Here is a 21,083-nt window from a genome sequence, read left to right as displayed (position 1 = left end):
GCAATGTCTAGGGTAAGCGCCGGATTCGGAGCGCGCCCGCTTATCATGCAGACTTATGATTTCATCGTCGTCGGCTCGGGTTCGGCCGGCTCGGTCGTTGCCGACAAATTGTCGGCGTCGGGCCGCTTCTCCGTGTTGGTGCTGGAGGCCGGCGGAACCGACCGGCGCTTCTACGTCCAGATGCCGCTCGGCTACGGCAAGACCTTCTTCGACCCGGCCGTCAACTGGAACTACAAGGCAGAGCCCGATCCCGGCCTCGGCGGCAATGCCGACCACTGGCCGCGCGGCAAGCTGCTCGGCGGATCGAGCTCGATCAACGCCATGGTCTTCATCCGCGGCGCGCGCGAGGATTTCGATGCCTGGGCCGCCGCAGGCAATCCCGGCTGGGCCTATGATGACCTCCTGTCCTCCTTCAAGGCGATGGAAGACAATGCGGCGGGCGCCGACCAGTGGCGCGGCGTCGGCGGGCCGCTGCACATCACCGACTGCACGAACGCGGTGCATCCGCTGACCAAGCGCTATCTTGCCGCCGCCGAGCAGGCCGGCCTGCCGCTCAATCCGGACTTCAACGGCGCCTCCCAGGAGGGCGTCGGCGTGTACCAGATCACGACGAAGAACGGCCGCCGCATGTCGGCCGCGCGCGCCTTCCTGCGGCCGGCGATGAAACGCGGCAATGTCCGTGTCGAGACCAGCGCCCTGGCGACGAAGATCCTGTTCGAGGGCAAGCGCGCCGTCGGCGTCGAATATGAGCAGAACGGGCAGAAAAAGACGGCACGCGCGGGCCGCGAGGTGATCCTGTCCGGCGGCTCGATCAACTCGCCGCAGCTGCTGCAGCTGTCCGGCATCGGCCCTGCCACGCTGCTCGGAAATCTCGGTATCCCGGTCGTCCGCGCCAATGACAATGTCGGCGCCAATCTGCAGGACCATGTCGGCATCAACTACACCTTCAAGGGCAAGCTGCCGACGCTCAACCAGATCCTGCGCCCATGGTGGGGCAAGCTTCTGGTCGGCATGCAATACATCCTCCTGCGCTCCGGTCCGCTGTCGCTGTCGATGAACAATGCCGGCGGCTTCTTCCGCACCGACCCGTCGATGACGCGGCCGAACATGCAGCTCTACTTCCAGGCCTTCTCGACCGTCATCCCGAAGAGCGGCGAACGGCCGATCCTGACGCCCGACCCCTGGCCGGGCTTCTCGATCGGCTTGTCCAACTGCCGGCCGTCGAGCCGCGGCGAGATCATGATCCGCTCGAACGATCCGCGCGACTATCCGAGGATCACGCCCAACGCCTATTCGACCAATGCCGATGTCGACGAGATGCTGGCGGCGGTGAAGTTCGTGCGCAAGATAGCCTCGATGCCTGCGATGGCCGAGATCATCGAGGAAGAGGTGCTGCCCGGCCCGTCGATCCAATCGGACGCCGATCTGATCCAGGATTTCAGGAAACGCTCCGGCACCGTCTATCACCCGGTCTCGACCTGCCGCATGGGACCTGACGCCGCGCGCGCCGTCGTCGACCCGCGGCTTCGGGTGCATGGGCTGGACGGTCTGCGCGTCATCGACGCTTCAATTTTCCCTGACAACATCACGGGCAACACCAACGCCGCCGCGATCCTGACCGGATGGAAAGGCGCCGACCTGGTTCTGGAGGATCACAAATGAAAATCACCGACGTGAAGACCTGGGTTGTCGGCAACCCGCCGCCCGGTATCGGCGGCAAATATTTCATCTTCGTCAAGCTCACCACCGATGGCGGCGTGGTCGGCTATGGCGAGGCCTACAACGCGACCTTCTCCGCGCATGTCACCGCGAAGATGATCGAGGATATGGCCGAGCGCTATCTCGTCGGCCGCGATCCGCACGACATCGAGAATTTCTTCCGCCGCGCCTATTCCTCCGGCTTCACCCAGCGCCCCGACGTCTCCGGCATGGGCTGCTTCTCGGCGCTCGAAATGGCCTGCTGGGACATTGTCGGCAAGGAAGCCGGCAAGCCGGTCTACAAGCTGCTCGGCGGCCAGGTCCACGAAACCCTGCGTTCCTACACCTACCTCTACCCGCACACCGGCAGCGTCCATTCGGAAGACGCGCGCGGCAAGAACGTCTACAACGATCCCGACATGGCTGCCGCCTGCGCGCTCGAATATGTCGAGCAGGGGTTTAACGCCGTGAAGCTCGACCCGGCCGGCCCCTACACCGCCTATGACGGCCACCAACCGCGCTTGATCGACATCGACCTTTCGGCGCGCATGGTCAAAGCGATCCGCGAAGCAGTCGGCACCAGGGCCGACATCCTGTTCGGCACGCATGGCCAGTTCACCGCGTCGGGTGCGCTGCGCATGGCGCGCGCCATCGAGCCTTACGATCCACTGTGGTTCGAGGAACCGGTGCCGCCTGATATGCCCGAGGTTATGGCGCAGGTCGCCCGCGGCACATCCATTCCGATCGCCACCGGCGAGCGGCTGACGACGAAATTCGAGTTCGCCCGCGTCATCGAGAACCGCGCCGCGACCATCCTGCAGCCGGATCTCGGCCGCTCCGGCGGCATTCTCGAAACCAAGAAGATCGCCGCCATGGCTGAGGCCTATCACATCCAGGTGGCGCCGCACTGCTACTGCGGCCCGATCGTCGGCGCCGCCAACATCCAGCTTGCTGTGACGCTGCCCAATTTCCTGATCCTGGAATCGCTCAAGCAGTGGGACGGTTTCCACGCAAAACTGCTCAAGAAGAAGATCGAATGGCAGGACGGCAATGTCATCCCCTCGAAGGAGCCGGGCCTCGGCGTCGAGCTCAACGAAGAGGTCTGCGAGGCCCATCCCTATAGCGGCAAGGACCTGCATCTGCAGATGATGCAGACGCCGCTGATGCCGTGACCCTCGCTTACGCCTTCATCGGCCTTGGCAATCTTGGTGGCAACCTTGCCGCCAGCCTGCTGCGCAACGGCTTTGCCGTCACCGTCTTCGACCGTGACGCGGCGGCGGTCGAGCGCCTTGTCGCGCTCGGCGCCACGGCGGCGGCGAGCCCGGCCGAGGCCGCTAGACGCGCCGGCAATGCAATCACCTGCCTGCCCTCGCCGAAGGTCAGCGAAACAGTGCTCGCCGGCCCCGACGGATTGCTCCAGGGCCTGCCCGCGGGCGGCACCTGGATCGAGATGTCGACCAATGGCCGTGACGAGATCCTGCAGCTGGCTGCCCTCGCCTCCGCCAAGGGCATCGAGACGCTCGAATGTCCGGTTACCGGCGGCGTGCATCTGGCGGCGGCGGGCCGGATCACGGCGCTCGTCGGCGGCGACGCGGCGCTCTACGAACGCCACCGGCCGGCCATCGAGGCGATGTGCGCGAAATCCTTCCTGATGGGGCCGGTCGGCTCGGCCGCGGTGATCAAAGTCATCACCAATATGCTCGCCTTCATCCATCTCGTCACCGCCGGCGAAGCGTTGATGCTGGCGAAGCAGGGCGGCCTCGACCTCGCCCAGGCCTACCACGCCATCGTCGCCTCTTCCGGCAACAGCTTCGTTCACGAGACCGAAAGCCAGCTGGTGCTCAACGGCTCCTACGACATCGGCTTCACCATGGACCTTGCGCTGAAGGACCTTGGCTTCGCGCTTGCCATGGCCAGGGATTTCGGCGCGCCGCTCGATCTGGCGACACGCGTCAACGCGATCTTCGAGGAGGGCAAGCGCGCCTATGGCGGCGATGCCTGGTCGACCCAGATCGTCAAGCTTTTGGAAGACGCGGTCGGCACGGAGCTTCGCGCGCCGGGCTTTCCGGCCAGGCTCGAACCATAGCCCGGCAAATATTTAGCCAGTTATTTCAATCATCTGGCCATACCGGCTGAATCAAAGCCTCAGTCGGTTGATTCAACCTCTCAAGGTCAGCGCGCCGGGCAGGATCTCGAACGTGGCCGGAATCCGCCCCGGCGACTCGCCGTCTATGTCGACCAGCGCTCCGTTCTTCTCGACATCGCCGAGTGGCTCGACCAGCACCTTGCGGCCACGCAGGATGGTGATTGCCGGATGGTTGCGATGCCGGCCGCCATAGAGCAGGCGGAGGTCGCGGATCAAGCCAAGCTTGCCGGCGGCGCGCAGGATGACGATGTCGAACTGGCCGTCGGCGAGCTCGGCGTCGGGCGCGATCATCATGCCGCCGCCGAAGAATTTTCCGTTGGCGACCGCCACCAGCGCCATGCGCGCCTCGACCGGTTCGCCGTCGTCGATGGTGATCCTCACGTCCTGGAAGCGGTAGCGGAGGAACTCCACGACCGTGCGCCAGAAGAACAGCGCCTTGACCGGGACCCTGCCCTTGCGCTTGTCGGCATTGACGGCGCGATCCGTCGCACCGGACAGGCCGAGGCTGGCGATGTTGATGAAGTGGCGGCTGGCCAGCGCGCCGTGGTCGTCGATGTAGCAGATGCGGCCGGCGTCGATCTTGCGGCTCTTAGCATCGGCGATTTTCTTGACCGCGGCGTCGATGCCGCGCGGCAGGCCTAGCCCGCGCGCGAAGTCAATGCCGGCGCCACAAGGCAGAAGCCCAAGCGCGGTTTCCTTGCCAGTTTCGTGCCGTGCCTGCAGCAGCCCGTCGGCCACCTCGCTGGCGGTGCCGTCGCCGCCTGCCGCGATCACCAGGTCACACCCGCCGGCGGCGAGATCGATCGCCAGCCGCTCGGCGTCGCCGCCGGCCTGCGTTTCACGCAAATCGAAATCGCCGAAATTCGTCTTGAGCAACGCCGCCGCTTCCGCCCAATGCCGCTTGAGCCTGCCGCCTCCGGCTATCGGATTGAGAACCACTCCGACTTTCAAGTCGACCTCCCTCGAGGCAAGTGGCGCAAAATGTGCGGCGGCACCTGTGCGGGCATCCAAAGTCTTTTGCCGGCCCAAACTCTTTTGCCGACATTGAAACGCGGACCGGGCGATGGAGCAAGGCTCCAACGTCGAGCGGTCACAGAAAAGCGGGACAGGCTGTCTAAGCGGTTCGGCCGGCGGATTCCTGGGCTTTTGCCACTGGTCCCCGATAATCCCGCTATCCACAGGCGCGCCGGCATTCCCCAAACCCGTTACCCGGCGTACATTCAACCCATCTCAGGCGGCCACCGAACGCCCAGCCGAAAGGCAAAAGCGCAGGGCGGATTTCCTGAGGCCCGTACGGCCCAGAACGAGAGCAGGCTCGCCTGTTGGAGGGACGGATGCCGAGACCTACGGGTGCCGCGGAAAGCGTGCCAACGCCGACGGCGGACCGATGCTGCCATGAAGGCCGGTAAAAACCTTCGATGGCACGCTGGGCGAAGCCCGCAAGGGTGGAGATCGGCGTGGTCTGGAACGGGCGCTGCCCTCGGGTGGCGACTGGCAGGACCGTCAAAATCAAGGCTGGCCTGGCGCGACGACTTTACGGAAGTTGCTGCCTTGACTGGTTCATGATCTGACAGGGAGGCGCTGGGAGAAATCCCAGCGCCGACTGTCTTTTTGAGGACGGCTTCGCCTCCTGTCAGGCCTATGATTCCGCCACCACCCGACATGTGCCGTGCCGCGCTGGCCGGCACCGTGCGCAAGCCGCACTTGGTCCTGCCGGCGTTCGCCAAGGCCGGTGCCAATTGGAACATGTCTACGCCGAGGACTGAGGCATTTCGGTCACAGTCGCCGGCTGAGTAAGCTTCGGAAACGTCCCGTCATCCACATTTCACAATGGCGGCCAAATCCCGCCTTGTTCGGCATGGATTGATGCAACCGGGTGGGGAGGGGCAATTTCGAAGGGACAAGACCGTGATCAAGACCGCCCTTGTCGCCATGACCATTGTCGGCTGCGACTGCGACGCCAAGCTGTGCGAATATATCGGTGAAACGCCGGCCAAATGGGCGACGATCGCCGACTGCGAAGCGGCGATGAAGAGCCAGATGCTGCACCAGCGCAATTTCAACTATCCGCTGGTTTCGGGCATCTGCCGCGTCAAGGGCTCGGCCTCTTCCTCGGAGCTTGCCGCCAAAGCCTCCAGGCCGGATCTGAAACCCAGGAACCGCGTCGTCGAAACCATCGCCCCGCTGCCGCCCGAGCTCGACCATCGCCCGAGCGCTCCGGTCGGCGGAACGGTGACCGCCAGCGAAACGGAATCGGCAAAGCCGGTCGCCTTCGACAGGTCGGTCGATGGCGGCCGCGCGGTGCTTTACCGCACCAAGGCCGGCTATGCCGTGGTCAAGACCGACCTTAGCCGCGCCGCTGGCGCAACGGTGGACGCGGCGAAGCGCTCGGCGAACTGGCTGGCCGGTTTGACCGGGCTGTAAGCCCGTCCAGGGCGCGTTGAGATTCAGGTCAGACCGAGCAGAAAGTTACGGCGAAGCCGCTCTCTTATCATTGCCCGATGACAATGGCGTAAGGCCGCTTCGCAACCGCAGATCGGATTGATTAAGCCGACACATTGCCCGAAGATAACGCACCAGGATGTTGGCCTTCACCGGGGGGCGTCATGACAATTGCCGTTCGTACCGCGTTATCCCTGCTGCTGGCGCTCGCTCCCTTGCATGCCCGGGCGGAAGGCGACGACAAGGCCATGGTGATCACCTCCGACGACGCCGACATGGCGGCGGCGATCGAGAAGGCGCGATCCAGCCTGGATGAATTCCTGGCTTTGTCCGACGCTCCGCCGCCGGGGACCGACAAGTTCAAGCTGAAGGTGATGATCGTCGACGGAAAGGCGACGGAGCATTTCTGGGTCATTCCCTTCAAGCGGACCGCCGACGGCTTCGTCGGCATATTGGCGAACGAGCCGGAGATCGTTCGCAACGTCGTCCTTGGCCAGAACATCGAATTCACCAGGGACGACATCTCCGACTGGGGCTACACCAAGAACGGCCGCCAGGTCGGCAGCTTCACCGTCTGCGTGATGCTCAAGAAGATGTCGAAGGAAGAGGCCGAGTACATGCGTTCTGCATACGGCTTCGATTGCTGAACCCTATCCGGCCACTTCATCTCGCGCGCCGATCTTGCGCTCCGACGTGGGAAAAATCGCCACCAGTCGGGCCGCGACCCGCTGCTTGAGCGCGCCATCCAGAGCCTCGACAGGCACCAGCCGCTCATGGTTGCCTGCTCGCAGGCGCATGAAGAAATGCATCCGGTAGGCGGCGATGGCGCCGCGAGTGGCCGGATCGGCGCTGACATCGACAACGAATATCGAGCTGATCTGTGCCGGCCATGGCTGCCTGGCAAGGGCGGTTCCGAGGAAATCGCCAAGCCCATAGGCGATCACGCTGTCGTCGATGCGCTCGGCGGGCTGCAAGACATGGGCGTGATGCCCGGCGATCAGCCGGACGCCGTGATCCGCCAGTCGCCTCGCGAGCGCCCGGGTCGCAGGTCGTGGAAAATGCCGGAACTCCCAATCCCAGTGCGGCACGGCGCAGATGAGATCGATGCCGGAAACGGCGTCGCTCGGCCATTCGGCGGCATGCATCGAGATACGTTCTTCGAACGGCGCGGCGTCCGTGTTGCGCCAGAGCGTGAAAGCCGCAAAGCCGATCGCCAGCGATCCGGCCGCATGACGCTGGACGTGCCCGCCGGCAACCGTGCCGATGGTTCGGATCCCGAGCCGGTTCAGCGCCGCGAGCGTTTCCTCGAAACCGGCGATGCCCTGATCGAGCATATGGTTGTTGGCCAGGGACAGAACGAGCCTGTCGCGCGCGATGCCGGCGGCTGCGAGCGCATCGGCCAGGAAATGCTCGCTCATCGCATGATGCGTGCCGAGCCGCGTGCCCATGACCGCGCGTGCGCGTTCGACGATCGGACTTTCGCAATTGCCGATCACGATGTCGGCGGACGAAAGCAGCGCGGCGATCACCGGATCGCACTCCGGCGCATCGCGATTGGCGACGGCCGAAATGTCGCCGACGAAGGCCAGCCGCACCTTCCGTGTGGGCTGCGGATCGAGCAGCGTCGCCGCGGGCGCCGCGAAGCCGCTTCTGTCGCCCGCAAGCGATGGTCTCAGCAGGCGCGGCAGCCAGGACAGTTTATAGGCAAGCGGATAGTTCGACACGGGCCCATCCAGTTTCGCCCTGTGTAGACTGTCTGACGGGCCGGTTGAAGCGGGTTGCTGGGGATCCCGCGGCGGGCATCTCGGACAGACCGAAATCCGTGTATGCTCGCGAGAAGTGGAGGGCGATGACGATGCGTAGAGTGATCCTTGCAGCAGCCTTGTTTGCATTCCCGCCGGCGTCCATTGCCTGGGCGGAGATGCCGGACGCGGCCAAGTCCATGTTCGAGGCAAAGAGCGTGGCCGACCGGAACACGGCGCTGTCGACGTTGGAGGCGGCAGCGGCCAGGGACCCGGCCGCGGCCTATGCGGCCGGCGCCGGCGAATTCTTCACCGCGCTCGAGCTCCTCGCCGGCGCCCTGCATCGCCACGGTTTCGAGAGCCCGAAATCCTTCATGCTGCCGCTGATGCGGTTGCCCGTGCCCGACAATCCTAACCCGCAGCCGCTGACCTACGAAGAATTCCGCGCCATCCTGGTCGCCTTCCGCGACCGGCTCGAAAAATCCGCCGCCAGGCTCGGCTCCGTGCCAAAAGATGCCGATATCGGCATGGTGGTCGACCTCACCCATGTCGGCATCGACCTCAACGAAGATGGCAAGCTCGCGCCCGACGAAAGCATCGCCGCCATCATGGCGTCGCTCTCACGCGGCAGCGTCGACATAAACGATGCCGCGCCTTCGCTCACCTTCCGCTTCGACCGCGCCGACGGTTTTTGGCTGCAAGGCTATGCCGAGTTCCTGATGGCGCAGGCCGATTTCTGGCTGGCGCACGATTTCCGCAATGCCTTCGACGGCTCGTTCCACATGTTGTTCCCGCGTGCGAAACTGCCATTGCAGGATACGCTCGTGCCACTGGACGGCGGCATGAGCGGCAACATGTTCGCCTTGGAATGGCGCTTCGCCGACTTCATTTCGCTGGTGCATCTCGTCAACTGGCCGGTGATCGAGCCGGAACGCCGGCAGGCCGCGCGACGCCACCTGCTGGAGATGATCCGCCTGTCGCGCGAAGACTGGAAATCGATCCTGGCCGAGACCGACAATGACCGTGAATGGCTGCCGGGACCGCAGCAGAAAGGCATCAACCCGCTGACCGGCCTCGAGGTCGGCGAGGAACAGGTGCAAGCCTGGCTCGCCACGCTGACGGTAGCCGAGGATCTTCTCGAAGGTCGCGCGCTGCTGCCGCATTTCCGCATCGCCGGCAAGGGCATCAACATGAAGCGCTTCTTCGACGAGCCGAAACCTTTTGACCTGGTCCTTTCGATCACCGGCCCCGGCATCGCGCCCTATCTCGAAAGCGGAAAAATCCTCACCAGCGACGATTTCGACCAGATCCAGCGCGAATTCGGCGGCGCTGGCTTTTTGACGTTTGCGCTGTGGTTCAATTGAGGCCCGCGATCTTAGGTTCCTCGCCCCCATGAAATGGGGGAGAGGTGGCTCGGCGAAGCCGAGACGGAGAGGGGGGCGCCGGTTCGAGCGGCAAAGCGCCTCGAAGAGAAGGGCTTACGCCTTACGAAGCCCCCTCTCCGTCCGCTTCGCGGACACCTCTCCCCCGCCTGCGGCGGGGGAGAGGAACCTGGTCGGCGTTAGCCTTCCCCATCGCATCATGACGCCTCTCCTGACAGCCTCCTGTCAGCAGCGTCCACGCGCGGCCGGAGCCCTTTCACTCGGCTCTTTCCATTTCGGCCGAGTCCACCCATATTCGGGCCATGGCCAGACATCCTGACAAGAAGACGCCTTCGCAAGACGGCGCGCCGAAGCGGCGCAGTCCGCTGACCGAATTCCTCGATGCCGCCGAACCGCTGGAGCCCGGCGGCTTTGCGGAAGCGCCGCAGGCCGATTTTGCCGGCGCGCCGCTGACCGGCTCGATCTCCGATTGGGCCGGACAGATCGAGCGCGAGGCGGAAAAGCAGCCGAAGGCGAAAGCCCCGAAGAAGATTCCTGAACGCTCATCAGCGCCCGGGCGCACCGCGCGCGGCACTTCGATGGGCGGCGCTGCCTCGGCCAAGGAGCGCGCGGCCGCCGGGCTCAACCCGGTGGCCGGCCTCGACATCAGCCTCGAAGATGCCGAGTCGGTTTCCTCCAGCGGCGTCACTGCAACAGTGGCGGCGCTCTCGGCGCTGATCGAATCCGGCAATCCGCTGCACAAGGACGGCCAACTCTGGACGCCGCACCGCCCGGCCCGGCCGGAAAAGTCCGAAGGCGGCATCGCCATCAAGATGGTGTCGGATTTCGAGCCCGCCGGCGACCAGCCGACCGCCATCAAGGACCTCGTCGAAGGCGTCGACCGGAACGACCGCACCCAGGTGCTGCTCGGCGTCACCGGCTCGGGCAAGACCTTCACCATGGCCAAGGTGATCGAGGAGACGCAGCGCCCTGCCCTGATCCTGGCGCCGAACAAGACGCTGGCCGCGCAGCTCTATGCCGAGTTCAAGAAGTTCTTCCCAGAGAACGCGGTCGAGTATTTCGTCTCCTATTACGACTACTACCAGCCGGAGGCCTACGTCCCGCGCACCGACACCTATATCGAGAAGGAATCCTCGATCAACGAGCAGATCGACCGCATGCGCCACTCGGCGACGCGCTCGCTGCTGGAGCGCGACGACGTCATCATCGTCGCTTCGGTGTCCTGCATCTACGGTATCGGCTCGGTCGAGACCTATACGGCGATGACCTTCCAGATGCAGGTCGGCGACCGGCTCGACCAGCGCTCGCTTCTCGCCGATCTCGTCGCCCAGCAATACAAGCGCCAGGACATCAACTTCGTGCGCGGCTCGTTTCGCGTGCGCGGCGACACGATCGAGATCTTCCCCGCCCACCTGGAAGACCGCGCCTGGCGCATCTCGATGTTCGGCGACGAGATCGAGCAGATCACCGAATTCGATCCGCTCACCGGCCAGAAGACCGGCGAGCTGAAGAGCGTCAAGATTTACGCCAACTCGCACTATGTGACCCCGCGCCCGACCTTGAATCAAGCCATCAAGTCGATCAAGGAAGAGCTGCAGCATCGCCTGCAAGAGCTTGAAAAGGCTGGCCGTTTGCTGGAAGCGCAGCGGCTGGAACAGCGCACGCGCTTCGACCTGGAGATGTTGGAGGCGACCGGCTCCTGCGCCGGCATCGAGAACTATTCGCGTTACCTCACCGGCCGCCGGCCGGGCGATCCGCCGCCGACCTTGTTCGAATATGTGCCCGACAATGCACTGATCTTCATCGACGAAAGCCATGTCACCGTACCGCAGATCGGCGGCATGTATCGCGGCGACTTTCGCCGCAAGGCGACGCTGGCCGAATATGGTTTCCGCCTGCCCTCCTGCATGGACAACCGGCCGCTGCGCTTCGAGGAATGGGACGCCATGCGCCCGCTGTCGGTCGCGGTTTCGGCGACGCCCGGCGCCTGGGAGCTCGATCAGTCCGGCGGCGTCTTCGCCGAGCAGGTCATCCGCCCGACCGGCCTGATCGATCCGCCGGTCGAGGTGCGTCCCGCCAAGAGCCAGGTCGACGATGTCGTCGGCGAGATCCGCGACACCACCCGGGCCGGTTATCGCACGCTGGTGACGGTGCTGACCAAGCGCATGGCCGAGGACCTCACGGAATATCTGCACGAGAACGGCATCCGCGTCCGCTACATGCATTCCGACATCGACACGCTGGAGCGCATCGAGATCCTGCGCGACCTGCGTCTCGGCGCCTTCGACGTGCTGGTCGGCATCAACCTGTTGCGCGAGGGCCTCGACATTCCCGAATGCGGCTTCGTCGCCATCCTCGATGCCGACAAGGAAGGTTTTTTGCGCTCGGAGACCTCGCTGATCCAGACCATCGGCCGCGCCGCCCGCAACGTCGACGGCAAGGTCATCCTCTATGCCGACCAGATCACCGGCTCGATGGAACGGGCGATGGCGGAGACCAACCGTCGCCGCGAGAAGCAGATGGAGTGGAACGCCGCCAACGGCATCACGCCGGAATCGGTCAAGTCGCGCATCGCCGATATCCTCGACTCGGTCTACGAGAAGGACCATGTCCGCGCCGACATCTCGCAGTTCACCGACGATGCCGGCGCCATGATCGGCAACAATTTGAAGACGCATCTCGAGGCGCTGGACAAGCAGATGCGCGACGCCGCCGCCAATCTCGACTTCGAGAAGGCCGCCCGCATCCGCGACGAGATCAAGCGGCTGCGCGAGATGGAGCTTGCCATCTCCGACGACCCGCTGGCGCGCGAGGTGGAAAGCCAAAGTCCTGCCTCAGGCCGCGAAAAGGGCAAGCACAACAAGGGCGTGGCCAGACACCGTACGGTCGAGGAACAGGAGCGCTTCCGCAGGCTCGATGAGGCACGCGCCGCCGAAGAGGCGGCAAAGGCTGCCCGGCCCAACCTGTTCCGCAAGCCGCATCTCGACGAGATGGGCGCCGACGGCGCCGTGCCGGTGAAGAAACCGCTCTTCGCCAAGCCGTCAATCGACGACATGGGACCCGGCACGGACATGGCGACGCCCGCCGGCGCGGTGTCACGCTCGCTGTTCAAGAAGCAGAGCGCGCAGGAAGCGCATGGCTCCGATTTCGGCATTCCCGGCGACCGGGCCAAGCCATTGTTCCGCAAGAACTCGCTCGACGAGATGACGGTGCGGCGCACGGAGAAGCCGGTCGAGGGCAAGAAGCCGACGAAGCCGCAGCCGGTCTCGCCGGAGGCGAGTGCCGCCAGAACCGAAGCGCGCGACGACAAGCCCATCGTCCGCCAACGCTCAGGCATCGGCTCCTACGAGGATCCGGCAGACGAGCGCCGTCAGAAACGGCGGCCGAGCAAGACGGGACGGCCAGGACAGTAAGGACATCGCTGGCGGCCACGAGGCGGGAAGCAAGCTGGCCCATCAGCCGCCGCTTGCCATGCGCACGCGCAAACGCTAGGCGACGGCTCCGCCCTCCGCTCTCAATCCTCGCCGCCGCCGACATGAAACCCAGAGACATCGCGTCCTATGTCTTCCTGGCCCTGACCTGGGGGCTGTCCTTTCTTGTTCTGCTGAAAACGGTTCAGGCCTTCGGCTGGATCGGCGCGGTGACGTTGCGTGCCTTGATTGCCGGCGGCGCGCTGTTTCTGCTGGCGACGGCCACGCGCCGGCGGCTCGACTTCAGCGCCGGCTGGCGCCACTTCGCGGCGGTCGGCGCTACCACGGTCGCCGCCCAGCTGATCGGGCTTTCCTTCGCCACACCGCGTATCGGCACCGCAATGGCCGCCATCCTCGTCGCCGCCATCCCGCTCTTTTCGATGATCCTCGGCCAGCTGTGGGGCCTGGAGCGCATCATGCTGCGCGGACTGTCAGGGCTGCTGATCGGCACGGCCGGCATCGGGCTTCTGGTCGGCTTCCCTGCGGTCCCGGTGACGCCGTCTTTCCTCATCGGTTGCGCCGCTTCGCTGTTCAGCTCGTTTTCGGCGGCCTTCGGCAGCAATTATGTCAGCCGCCACCTCCGCTCGGTCGGTTCGCTCGAAGTCACCAGCGCGGCTTTCCTTTTCGGCGGGCTGATGACGTTGCCCTTGTTGTTCTTCGTACCGGTGCCGGCGATGCCGCACATCGTCGATTTCCTCTATCTCGCCATCCTGAGCTGCGTGATGAGCGCGCTGACCTATGTCGTCTATTTCCGTCTCGTCGCGAGCATCGGCGCCACCAGGGCGATCAGCGTCGAATTCGCGGTCACGGTGGTCGCCGTCCTGGTCGGCACGATGCTGCTCAAGGAGCCGCTCTCGGCCGTGCAGGGTTTTGGCGCGGTCGCGATCATTGCCGGCTGCATGCTCGTTCTCGACCCTTTTCCGCGACGGGCCAAATCGCTGCCCCAGGCTGCACCATTGCCATCGGCCGCGCCTTTGGTGTAACCCCTGCCCATACTCGAACGTCCAGAAAGGAGGGCTGCGTGCATTTTTATCGCTACCGTCAGCGCGGCCCTGTCTGTGCCCTGCGAGCTTGCTTGCAGGGCTGACCAGGACGGTCCGGGTTTTCCCGCTTCGATTTTTGGTCTGCCCTTCGTGGTACCGCTGAACCGGGCCTGATGGCCCGCCGGCGCACCGTCAAAGTGCATCACAGCCCGAGTTCCTCCGGGCAGACCAGAGAAATCGAGATGGCCCTGATCAGCCTCAAATCCCTCGGCGTCACCATGAGTGCGCCGCTCTTCTCCAACCTCGAGCTCATCATCGGCGCCGGCGACCGGCTTGGCATCGTCGCGGCCAATGGCCGTGGCAAATCCACACTTCTCAAATGCCTGGCCGGTGCGTTCGAAACCACCGCCGGCGATATAGCAAGGTCGCGCGGCTTGCGCGTCGGCCATGTCGAGCAATCCGTACCCGACGCGCTGCTCGGCCGCAGCTTCCATGACGTCGTCGCCGATGCCCTGCCGCGCGAACAGCGCGAGAGCGAACTCTGGCGCGTCGACGTGGTTCTCGACTCCCTCGACGTGCCTGAAGAAATGCGCGGCCGGCCGATGCGCGCGCTGAGCGGCGGCTGGCAACGGCTGGCGCTGATCGCCCGCGTCTGGGTCACCGATCCGGACGTGCTCCTGCTCGACGAGCCGACCAATCATCTCGACCTCGCCAGGATCAGCCAGCTCGAGACATGGCTCAACACGCTGCCGCGCGACGTGCCGGTCATCATCGCCAGCCACGACCGCGCCTTCCTCGACGCCACCACCAACCGAACGCTTTTCCTGCGCCCGGAAGAGTCGCCGGTGTTCGCGCTGCCCTATTCCCGTGCCCGGCAGGCGCTCGACGAGCTCGACGCCTCGACGGCGCGCAAGTTCGAGCGCGACATGAAGATCGCCCAGCAGCTGCGCAAGCAGGCCGCCAAATTGAACAACATCGGCATCAATTCCGGCAGCGACCTTTTGACGGTGAAGACCAGGCAGCTCAAGGAACGGGCCGAGAAGCTGGAGGATGCCGCCATACAAGCGCATCGCGAGCGCTCGGCCGGTGCGATCAAGCTGGCGAACCGCGGCACCCACGCCAAGGTGCTGATCACGCTGGAGGACGCGGCGGTCGAAACGCCTGACGGCACGCTGCTGTTCGGGACCGGCAAGCACCACATCTGCCAAGGCGATCGCATCGTGCTGCTTGGCCGCAACGGCGTCGGCAAGACGCGCTTCATCGCGATGATCCGCGACGCCGTCGCCGAGCCGGGGTCGGTTGCAAACATCAAGGTGACGCCATCGACCGTGCTCGGTTACAGCGATCAGGCGCTGTCGGGCATCGATGGCGACGACACGCCCCTGGCGATGGTTTCGCGCCGCTTCGAGGTCGGCGAGCAACGCGCCCGGTCGCTGCTCGCCGGCGCCGGCGTCGCCATCGAGATGCAGGAGAGGAAGATCGGCGTCCTGTCCGGCGGACAAAGATCGAGGCTGATGATGCTGGTGCTCAGGCTCATCCATCCCAATTTCTATCTGCTCGACGAGCCGACCAACCATCTCGACATCGACGGTCAGGAAACATTGGAGGACGAGTTGCTGAAGCATCAGGCAAGCTGCCTGCTTGCCTCGCATGACCGCTCCTTCATCCGCGCCGTCGGCAACCGTTTCTGGCTGATCGACAAGCGGCGGCTGACCGAAGTCGATGATCCGGAGGCGTTCTTCCGCTCGATCGCCGAGATGCTGAACTGAGACCATACCTCTGTTGGGCCGGCGCTGCCGGCCCAACAGGCGTTGCTGTCGGCTCGGCGATACTTTTCCACTTGCTAAAAAAAGCGCATGCTGAACTGCTTAGCCATGGAGGGAATGGGCCATGCGTGCAGTGGAAATCGTCAGCAATCTCTATCAGGCTTATGCAGACCGCGACATCGAAGGCGCCTTGTCTCGGTGCGCCGAAGATGTCGTGTTCCGCTGGATTGCCGATCCCCGGCAATCGCGTCATGCCGGCACCGCGCACGGCAAGCAGGAATTCCTCGCCAGGCTCCTGGCGCTCGACGACGACTTCGAGTACCGGCACTTTGTTCCGGTCGAGATCATCGACGGCGGCGACAAGGTCGCCGCGCAGGTCGAGATCCACATGACGCGCCGCGCCACCGGCGAGGAGCTCATCATGCGCACCGCCAATTTCTGGACGGTGCGCGACGGCGAGATCATCGAGATGGTGGAATATTACGATACCGCGCTGGCGGCGTCGGTGTTCTGAAAAAAATCGAGGCGACCTGTCGGATCGCCGATTGCCGCCTCGTCCTTGGGATGCCGACACGATGATGCCGGCATCAACAGGGAGAGACATCATGTCGGTACTGTCATCCATCGGCCGTCTTGCCAACCGGTATGCCCAGGCGCGCGCCCGTCACCGCAGCGAGCGCATCCTGCTTTCGCTGCCGGCCGAACTGCGCAAGGACATCGGCTTTCCGGAGATTTTCGAAACACGCGAAAGCCGCCGCGCCGCCACCTTCTCCGCGAAGGTCATATAAAACAGCGCCTTCAATGCGATTGTTTCCTGGTCCCGCCGATTGTCCGGACCGTCGGGGACCGGCCCCCTAAAGATTTTTCGTCAGGCATGTAGGATCACCACCGCCTCATCCGTCCTCGGAGCAATTCCAGGAAAACCGTGAAACGGTTTTCCGTTTGGAATTGCGTAGAAATGAAAAAACAGGGGCGGTTCGCCGGTTCCGTGAAACGGTGAAGCGCCCGAGGCCGCAAGCCAGATCAAACCCCGTGAAGAGGAACACGAGAATGAACGACCAGACCCCGCCCCGCGCCAAGGTCCTTGGCGGATTGACCCCCTACCTGCAGGTCGACGGCGCCATCAAGGCCGCCGAATTCTACAAGAAGGCTTTCGGCGCCGAGGAAGTGTTCGCCTATCCGCCGGACGACAAGGGCCGCACCATGCACATCCATCTCTACGTCAACGGCTCGACGCTGATGCTGGGCGATGCCTATCCCGAACACGGCCATCCGCACCAGGCGGCACAGGGCTATACGCTGCAGCTTCATCTCGGCAGCGACGACATCGATGCCTGGTGGAAGCGCGCGGTGGATGCCGGCTGCGAGGTCGTCACGCCGCTGCAGGTGATGTTCTGGGGCGATCGCTGGGGCCAGGTGAAAGACCCCTTCGGCGTCGCCTGGGCGATGAATGCGCCGGTGAAGTGATTTCCTAGCGAGCAGCGGCGCCCGTCAATGGCGGGCACGACGCGCTCACTCGCGCCGGGTCGCACCCCCGCCGGCCCGGCGCCCGATTTCAGCAAAGAGGAGAACCACCATGTCCTATGTCGATGGTTTCGTACTTGCCGTGCCGAAGGCAAATCTCGATGCGTACAAGAAAATGGCTGAGAACGCCGGCGCCGTCTGGATGGAGCACGGCGCGCTCGCCTATGTCGAATGCGTCGGCGACGATGTGCCCTATGGCGAGCTGACCTCGTTCCCGCGCGCCGTGCAGGCGAAGGACGACGAGGTCGTCATCTTCTCCTGGGTCGTTTACGAATCCAGACAGAGCCGCGACGCGGTCATGGCCAAGGTGATAGCCGATGAGCGTCTCAAGATGGACTGGTCTGCCATGCCGTTCGACGGCAAGCGCATGATCTTCGGCGGCTTCCAGCCTTTCATCGAGCTTTAAGGAACTCGGCTCCAAGCTGGGTTGAGATTGAGGTCAGGCCGGCCTCACCTCAATATCAGCCCAGCTTGTCGAGCAGCGGCTTCAGCCGGTCCCCATACCGCTTCCACAGATCGACGGAGCCCTGATACATCGGCTGGCGCACCTGCGCGGCGGAAGCGGTGCGCACCGGCCGGTCCGTCTCGTGGAATGACAGCACCTTGTCGTCCCAGGGCAGGCCGAGATACGCCATCAGCGCCCGTGTCTGCCCTTCCTGGTCGGCGACGAAATCCTCATAGCGAACATCATGCACGACGCCCGGCAGCACCTTGTGCCAATGCGCCATGATGTCGGTGTAGAGGTTATGGAAATCGGCGAGCTCGCCGAGGTCGTAGCCGTAGCGGTGGCTGTCGCCGCGGAAATGCACCTTGAAGATCGACAGGCACGTGGCCGCCGCATCGCGCGCGCAATGGACGATCTTGGCCTTCGGCAGCATCATGTGCAGGAAGCCCACCAGAAGGAAGTTGCCCGGCATCTTGTCGGTGACATGGCGGTAGCCCGGATAGCGGCTATGCAGCATTTCGAGATAGGCCTGGCCCGCCTCGGCGAAGGCCTTGTCGGGCATGTCGGCGATCCCGGCGGGGAAGCCGCCCGGCATGCTCATCGGAAACTGCTTAGCGACGGCCGTCTTGAGGATGTTCAACTCGCCCGCGCCGAAAACCTGCGGATGGCTGGCGATGATCTGCTCGACCAGCGTGGTGCCGGAACGCGGCATGCCGACGACGAAGATCGGCGTGTCGTCGGAAATGCCGCTTGGCCTGTGCTGCTCGAAGAAGGCTGTGTCGAAAGCCGCCTTCATCGCCTCGAATTCGTCGCGCGTGCGCGCGGGATCGTAGTCGATCACCTTGCGGCGGATGGCATTGCCCTCGGCGAAATAGTCGAAGGCGCGGCCATAATCCTTGAGGTCGTCGTTGACTTTGCCCAGCCCGAAGGAGAGCTGCATGCGCGCGAGGCTGCCTTGCGGCGCCTTGGCATGCTCGGCCTCCATGCCGGCAAGCTCCTTGTCGCGCTCGGTTTGGCGTTTGACCTGCGTGAGCAGCAGCCAGGCCTTGGCCATGTTCGGGGCGATCGCCAGCGCCTGGCGGGCGCGGTCGGCCGCCTCGTCTAGCTTGCCCTTCTCCATCATCGCGACGCCCAGCCCGTAGAGAAGCTCGGCGTCCTTCGGCCGGATCGACAGCGCCTCGCTGAACAGCTTGATCGCCTCATCCAGCCGCCCGGCTTCCTGCATCGTCTCGGCAAGGCCGATGCGCGCACGGACATGGAACGGGTTGCGGCCGATGGTGCCGCGGTAGATCTCCTCGGCCGCGTCGAACTGGCCGAGTTGCTTCAGCGACGAACCGAGATTGTCGCGCGCGGCCAGCTGGTCCGGCCGGATATCCACGGCGCCGCGGAAAAAATCGACCGCGGCGGCGACGCGCCCGAGGTCGCGCATGACCGTGCCCATATTGTTGAGGAAGTCGGCATTCTCGGGCTGCAGCGTCACCGACTGCTCGATGAGATCGAGCCCTTCCTCGCTCCTGCCGGTCTGGTGCAGCAGCAGTCCGAGGAAATGCAGCGCAGCGGCATGGTTCGGCTGCTGCCCCAGGACCTGCCGATAGAGCGCCTCGGCCTCTTGCCGCCGGCCGGCCTGGTGCAGTTGCAGCGCCTTTTGCACATAAGGATCGAGCGGGTTCACCGAGCCACCTGGCCTGCCACCGGCGTTTGCCGCTCTTCTGCGATCTTTGTTAATGGGAAACCTGCCGTATTTGTTGGTCCGCCGGACCTAAGCCATGCGGACAAGAGATTCAAGACAAAGCGTCAGCGCACGTCGCGGTGGCCATTTGCGGGGATGGACTCCGCGGTCGTCTCAGCACGGCCCGTCGCCGACGATGCGATAGTCCGCCGCGCGTGCCTCGCATGCGTTCGGGAAGGTGCGCATTTGCCCATGGCGCCTCGCGCAGACCGGCGCGTATTCGCGCGTGCAGAAGGCTTGTTCGCCACCACCACCGCCGTCGCGGCAAGCACCCTCTCGCACAACGCGGTAGCCTTCCCTTTCAGCCAGGCAGGCATTGGCAAAGGTCTGCCGGTCGCCGCCGCGCCGAGCACAGACCGGTTGATACCGCATGGTGCAGAGCTGCGGATGCGGCCGGGGCGGCCGCGGGCGCGGGCCATCGTCGACGACGACGGTGCAGGCCGCCAGCAGCGCCGACAGCATGAAAACGACAACGCCCTGCCGTGACACCGCAAGAAACCGCATACACCCCTCCTCCGTCCCGGCGCGTGGTGCCGGCTCGCGGTATCCTCGCATCGTGCGCGGTAAACGCAACTGTCGTTTGTGGAGCCGCGGAACCCGTCGTCGCCACCTTCATTCTGGCCTATGCTTGGCCCGCCTCTGGCCGATGACCCGCGGTGGCACGGGTTCTATCGAAGCCCCAGCGTTGGACGCGCCGCAGGCCGCCCGCGAGCGTCGTCTTGCAACCATCACGTTTCCGTGTAATAAAAATCACGTTCGGGCATTTGCGACCCGGAGAGCGGAACGTTTTGGACGACCTTTCCCCGATAAGTGTGAATCTCTGACAACCCCGTTTTTCGGCGGGGGGTTTGACCATGCGCGAATGCATGACCGCCGAAGCAACCACCGGGATTTGCCCAAGGCGCGAGGCAGCGGGCGAACCACAAGACTGACACGGGTGAAGGAGTTTTCCCCAATGGCCCAGACCGGTACCGTAAAGTTCTTCAATGCCACCAAAGGCTTCGGCTTCATCACGCCGGATGGCGGCGCCAAGGACGTGTTCGTCCACATCTCGGCGATCGAGGCTTCCGGCCTGCGCACGTTGGTCGACGGCCAGAAGGTCACCTTCGACGTCGAGCCGGACCGCATGGGCAAAGGCCCGAAGGCGGTCAACCTGCGCGCCGCCTGATCGCCGGACCGGCCTGTCCTTGCGGACGCAACGGTGCGGCAGGTCATGAACCGGCTTCTGGACAGGCCTGAATTGCGAAGGCGCGGCCGAAACGGTCGCGCCTTTTTTGCGCGCAAATGCTTGGATCGGCAGGCGAAAACTTTCTCTTGCCGATAGCGCTAAAATAAAGGACAAATTTCCTCTCGGGCAGTTTGCCGGCCCGAGACTTGACTTGATGGGATCAAAGGAGTTTCCCATGCCGCAGACCGGCACCGTCAAATTCTTCAACCATGCCAAGGGCTTCGGCTTCATCACGCCCGATGATGGCGCGAAGGATGTCTTCGTCCACATTTCGGCCGTGCAGGCGTCGGGCCTTCCCGGTCTTGAGGATGGGCAGAAAGTGACATTCGACACCGAGCCGGACAAGCGCGGCAAGGGTCCGAAGGCCGTCAATCTGTCGATCGGCTAAAGCATGTCTCCCGAAAGTGGGAACCGGTTTCGGGATTAAAGACATGCGCCAAATCAAGAACCTAAAGCGCATGGAGCGAATCTGAAAGATTGCGACGCGCTTTAGGCCGGCTCACGACGGGTCCGACGGAGGCTATTTGA

At 64.3% G+C, this 21,083-nt stretch carries 19 protein-coding genes; 15 read left to right on the top strand and 4 right to left on the bottom strand.

Features of this window, described 5'->3' with window-relative positions; all coding sequences use genetic code 11:
- Positions 1 to 45: 45 nt before the first annotated feature.
- The 3 genes from LB565_RS22235 to LB565_RS22225 are packed head-to-tail and all read left to right on the top strand — an operon-like array spanning position 46 to position 3,784.
- Positions 46 to 1,662, top strand: coding sequence for a GMC family oxidoreductase (locus LB565_RS22235; RefSeq protein ID WP_224587777.1), 1,617 nt, complete (start codon positions 46 to 48; stop codon positions 1,660 to 1,662).
- Positions 1,659 to 2,870, top strand: coding sequence for a mandelate racemase/muconate lactonizing enzyme family protein (locus LB565_RS22230; RefSeq protein ID WP_224587775.1), 1,212 nt, complete (start codon positions 1,659 to 1,661; stop codon positions 2,868 to 2,870). The genes LB565_RS22235 and LB565_RS22230 overlap by 4 nt, the downstream gene beginning before the upstream one ends.
- A complete protein-coding gene (locus tag LB565_RS22225) occupies positions 2,867 to 3,784 on the top strand; it encodes an NAD(P)-dependent oxidoreductase (protein WP_224587773.1) in 918 nt (305 codons plus the stop codon). The genes LB565_RS22230 and LB565_RS22225 overlap by 4 nt, the downstream gene beginning before the upstream one ends.
- Before the next feature lie 72 nt (positions 3,785 to 3,856).
- On the opposite strand, the gene LB565_RS22220 is transcribed toward LB565_RS22225, so the two are convergent.
- Entirely contained in the window at positions 3,857 to 4,795 is a 939-nt protein-coding gene (locus LB565_RS22220; RefSeq protein ID WP_224587770.1) for a diacylglycerol/lipid kinase family protein, read from the bottom strand.
- 957 nt (positions 4,796 to 5,752) lie between these two features.
- On the opposite strand from LB565_RS22220, the gene LB565_RS22215 reads away from it, so the two are divergent.
- Both LB565_RS22215 and LB565_RS22210 read left to right on the top strand, forming a co-directional pair.
- Positions 5,753 to 6,268 (top strand): hypothetical protein, encoded by a 516-nt coding sequence (locus tag LB565_RS22215; protein WP_224587768.1) that lies wholly within the window; start codon positions 5,753 to 5,755, stop codon positions 6,266 to 6,268.
- 182 nt (positions 6,269 to 6,450) lie between these two features.
- The gene (locus LB565_RS22210) at positions 6,451 to 6,933 is read left to right on the top strand and encodes a YegJ family protein (protein WP_224587767.1); all 483 of its coding nucleotides are present in this window, start codon (positions 6,451 to 6,453) and stop codon (positions 6,931 to 6,933) included.
- Between the two features lie 3 nt (positions 6,934 to 6,936).
- On the opposite strand, the gene LB565_RS22205 is transcribed toward LB565_RS22210, so the two are convergent.
- Positions 6,937 to 8,010, bottom strand: coding sequence for a CapA family protein (locus tag LB565_RS22205; RefSeq protein ID WP_224587765.1), 1,074 nt, complete (start codon positions 8,008 to 8,010; stop codon positions 6,937 to 6,939).
- A 131-nt stretch (positions 8,011 to 8,141) separates the two neighbouring features.
- Here LB565_RS22205 and LB565_RS22200 point away from each other — a divergent pair, with 131 nt between their 5' ends.
- From LB565_RS22200 to LB565_RS22165, 8 genes are all read left to right on the top strand, one after another.
- Entirely contained in the window at positions 8,142 to 9,392 is a 1,251-nt protein-coding gene (locus LB565_RS22200) for a hypothetical protein (RefSeq protein ID WP_411970685.1), read from the top strand.
- A gap of 320 nt (positions 9,393 to 9,712) precedes the next feature.
- Positions 9,713 to 12,823: an excinuclease ABC subunit UvrB gene (gene uvrB, locus LB565_RS22195; protein WP_224587761.1), complete on the top strand. Its 3,111-nt coding sequence runs from the start codon at positions 9,713 to 9,715 to the stop codon at positions 12,821 to 12,823.
- Between the two features lie 122 nt (positions 12,824 to 12,945).
- On the top strand, positions 12,946 to 13,863 hold the full coding sequence (locus tag LB565_RS22190; protein ID WP_224587760.1) for a DMT family transporter: 918 nt from the start codon (positions 12,946 to 12,948) through the stop codon (positions 13,861 to 13,863).
- Between the two features lie 242 nt (positions 13,864 to 14,105).
- Positions 14,106 to 15,632 carry an ABC-F family ATP-binding cassette domain-containing protein gene (locus tag LB565_RS22185; protein ID WP_224587758.1) on the top strand — a complete coding sequence of 509 codons (1,527 nt, stop codon included), beginning with the start codon at positions 14,106 to 14,108 and terminating at the stop codon, positions 15,630 to 15,632.
- A 121-nt stretch (positions 15,633 to 15,753) separates the two neighbouring features.
- Positions 15,754 to 16,143 (top strand): nuclear transport factor 2 family protein, encoded by a 390-nt coding sequence (locus LB565_RS22180; RefSeq protein ID WP_140689296.1) that lies wholly within the window; start codon positions 15,754 to 15,756, stop codon positions 16,141 to 16,143.
- Between the two features lie 91 nt (positions 16,144 to 16,234).
- Positions 16,235 to 16,417, top strand: a complete 183-nt coding sequence (locus LB565_RS22175) for a hypothetical protein (protein WP_224587753.1) — start codon at positions 16,235 to 16,237, stop codon at positions 16,415 to 16,417.
- 262 nt (positions 16,418 to 16,679) lie between these two features.
- The gene (locus tag LB565_RS22170; RefSeq protein WP_127864537.1) at positions 16,680 to 17,096 is read left to right on the top strand and encodes a VOC family protein; all 417 of its coding nucleotides are present in this window, start codon (positions 16,680 to 16,682) and stop codon (positions 17,094 to 17,096) included.
- A 109-nt stretch (positions 17,097 to 17,205) separates the two neighbouring features.
- On the top strand, positions 17,206 to 17,559 hold the full coding sequence (locus tag LB565_RS22165; protein ID WP_224587751.1) for a DUF1428 domain-containing protein: 354 nt from the start codon (positions 17,206 to 17,208) through the stop codon (positions 17,557 to 17,559).
- A 55-nt stretch (positions 17,560 to 17,614) separates the two neighbouring features.
- Here LB565_RS22165 and LB565_RS22160 read toward each other — a convergent pair whose 3' ends face one another.
- Positions 17,615 to 19,249, bottom strand: a complete 1,635-nt coding sequence (locus LB565_RS22160; protein WP_411970684.1) for a tetratricopeptide repeat-containing sulfotransferase family protein — start codon at positions 19,247 to 19,249, stop codon at positions 17,615 to 17,617.
- A gap of 192 nt (positions 19,250 to 19,441) precedes the next feature.
- The gene (locus LB565_RS22155; protein WP_224587747.1) at positions 19,442 to 19,831 is read right to left on the bottom strand and encodes a Kazal-type serine protease inhibitor domain-containing protein; all 390 of its coding nucleotides are present in this window, start codon (positions 19,829 to 19,831) and stop codon (positions 19,442 to 19,444) included.
- A gap of 451 nt (positions 19,832 to 20,282) precedes the next feature.
- On the opposite strand from LB565_RS22155, the gene LB565_RS22150 reads away from it, so the two are divergent.
- Entirely contained in the window at positions 20,283 to 20,495 is a 213-nt protein-coding gene (locus tag LB565_RS22150; RefSeq protein ID WP_006202520.1) for a cold-shock protein, read from the top strand.
- A 235-nt stretch (positions 20,496 to 20,730) separates the two neighbouring features.
- The gene (locus tag LB565_RS22145) at positions 20,731 to 20,943 is read left to right on the top strand and encodes a cold-shock protein (protein WP_006202521.1); all 213 of its coding nucleotides are present in this window, start codon (positions 20,731 to 20,733) and stop codon (positions 20,941 to 20,943) included.
- Positions 20,944 to 21,083 lie beyond the last annotated feature (140 nt).

This window comes from Mesorhizobium sp. CA14 (assembly GCF_020165195.1).
GTDB lineage: Bacteria > Pseudomonadota > Alphaproteobacteria > Rhizobiales > Rhizobiaceae > Mesorhizobium.
Note: the sequence above shows the minus strand (reverse complement) of the source record. Positions and strands in the feature narration are given on the sequence as shown.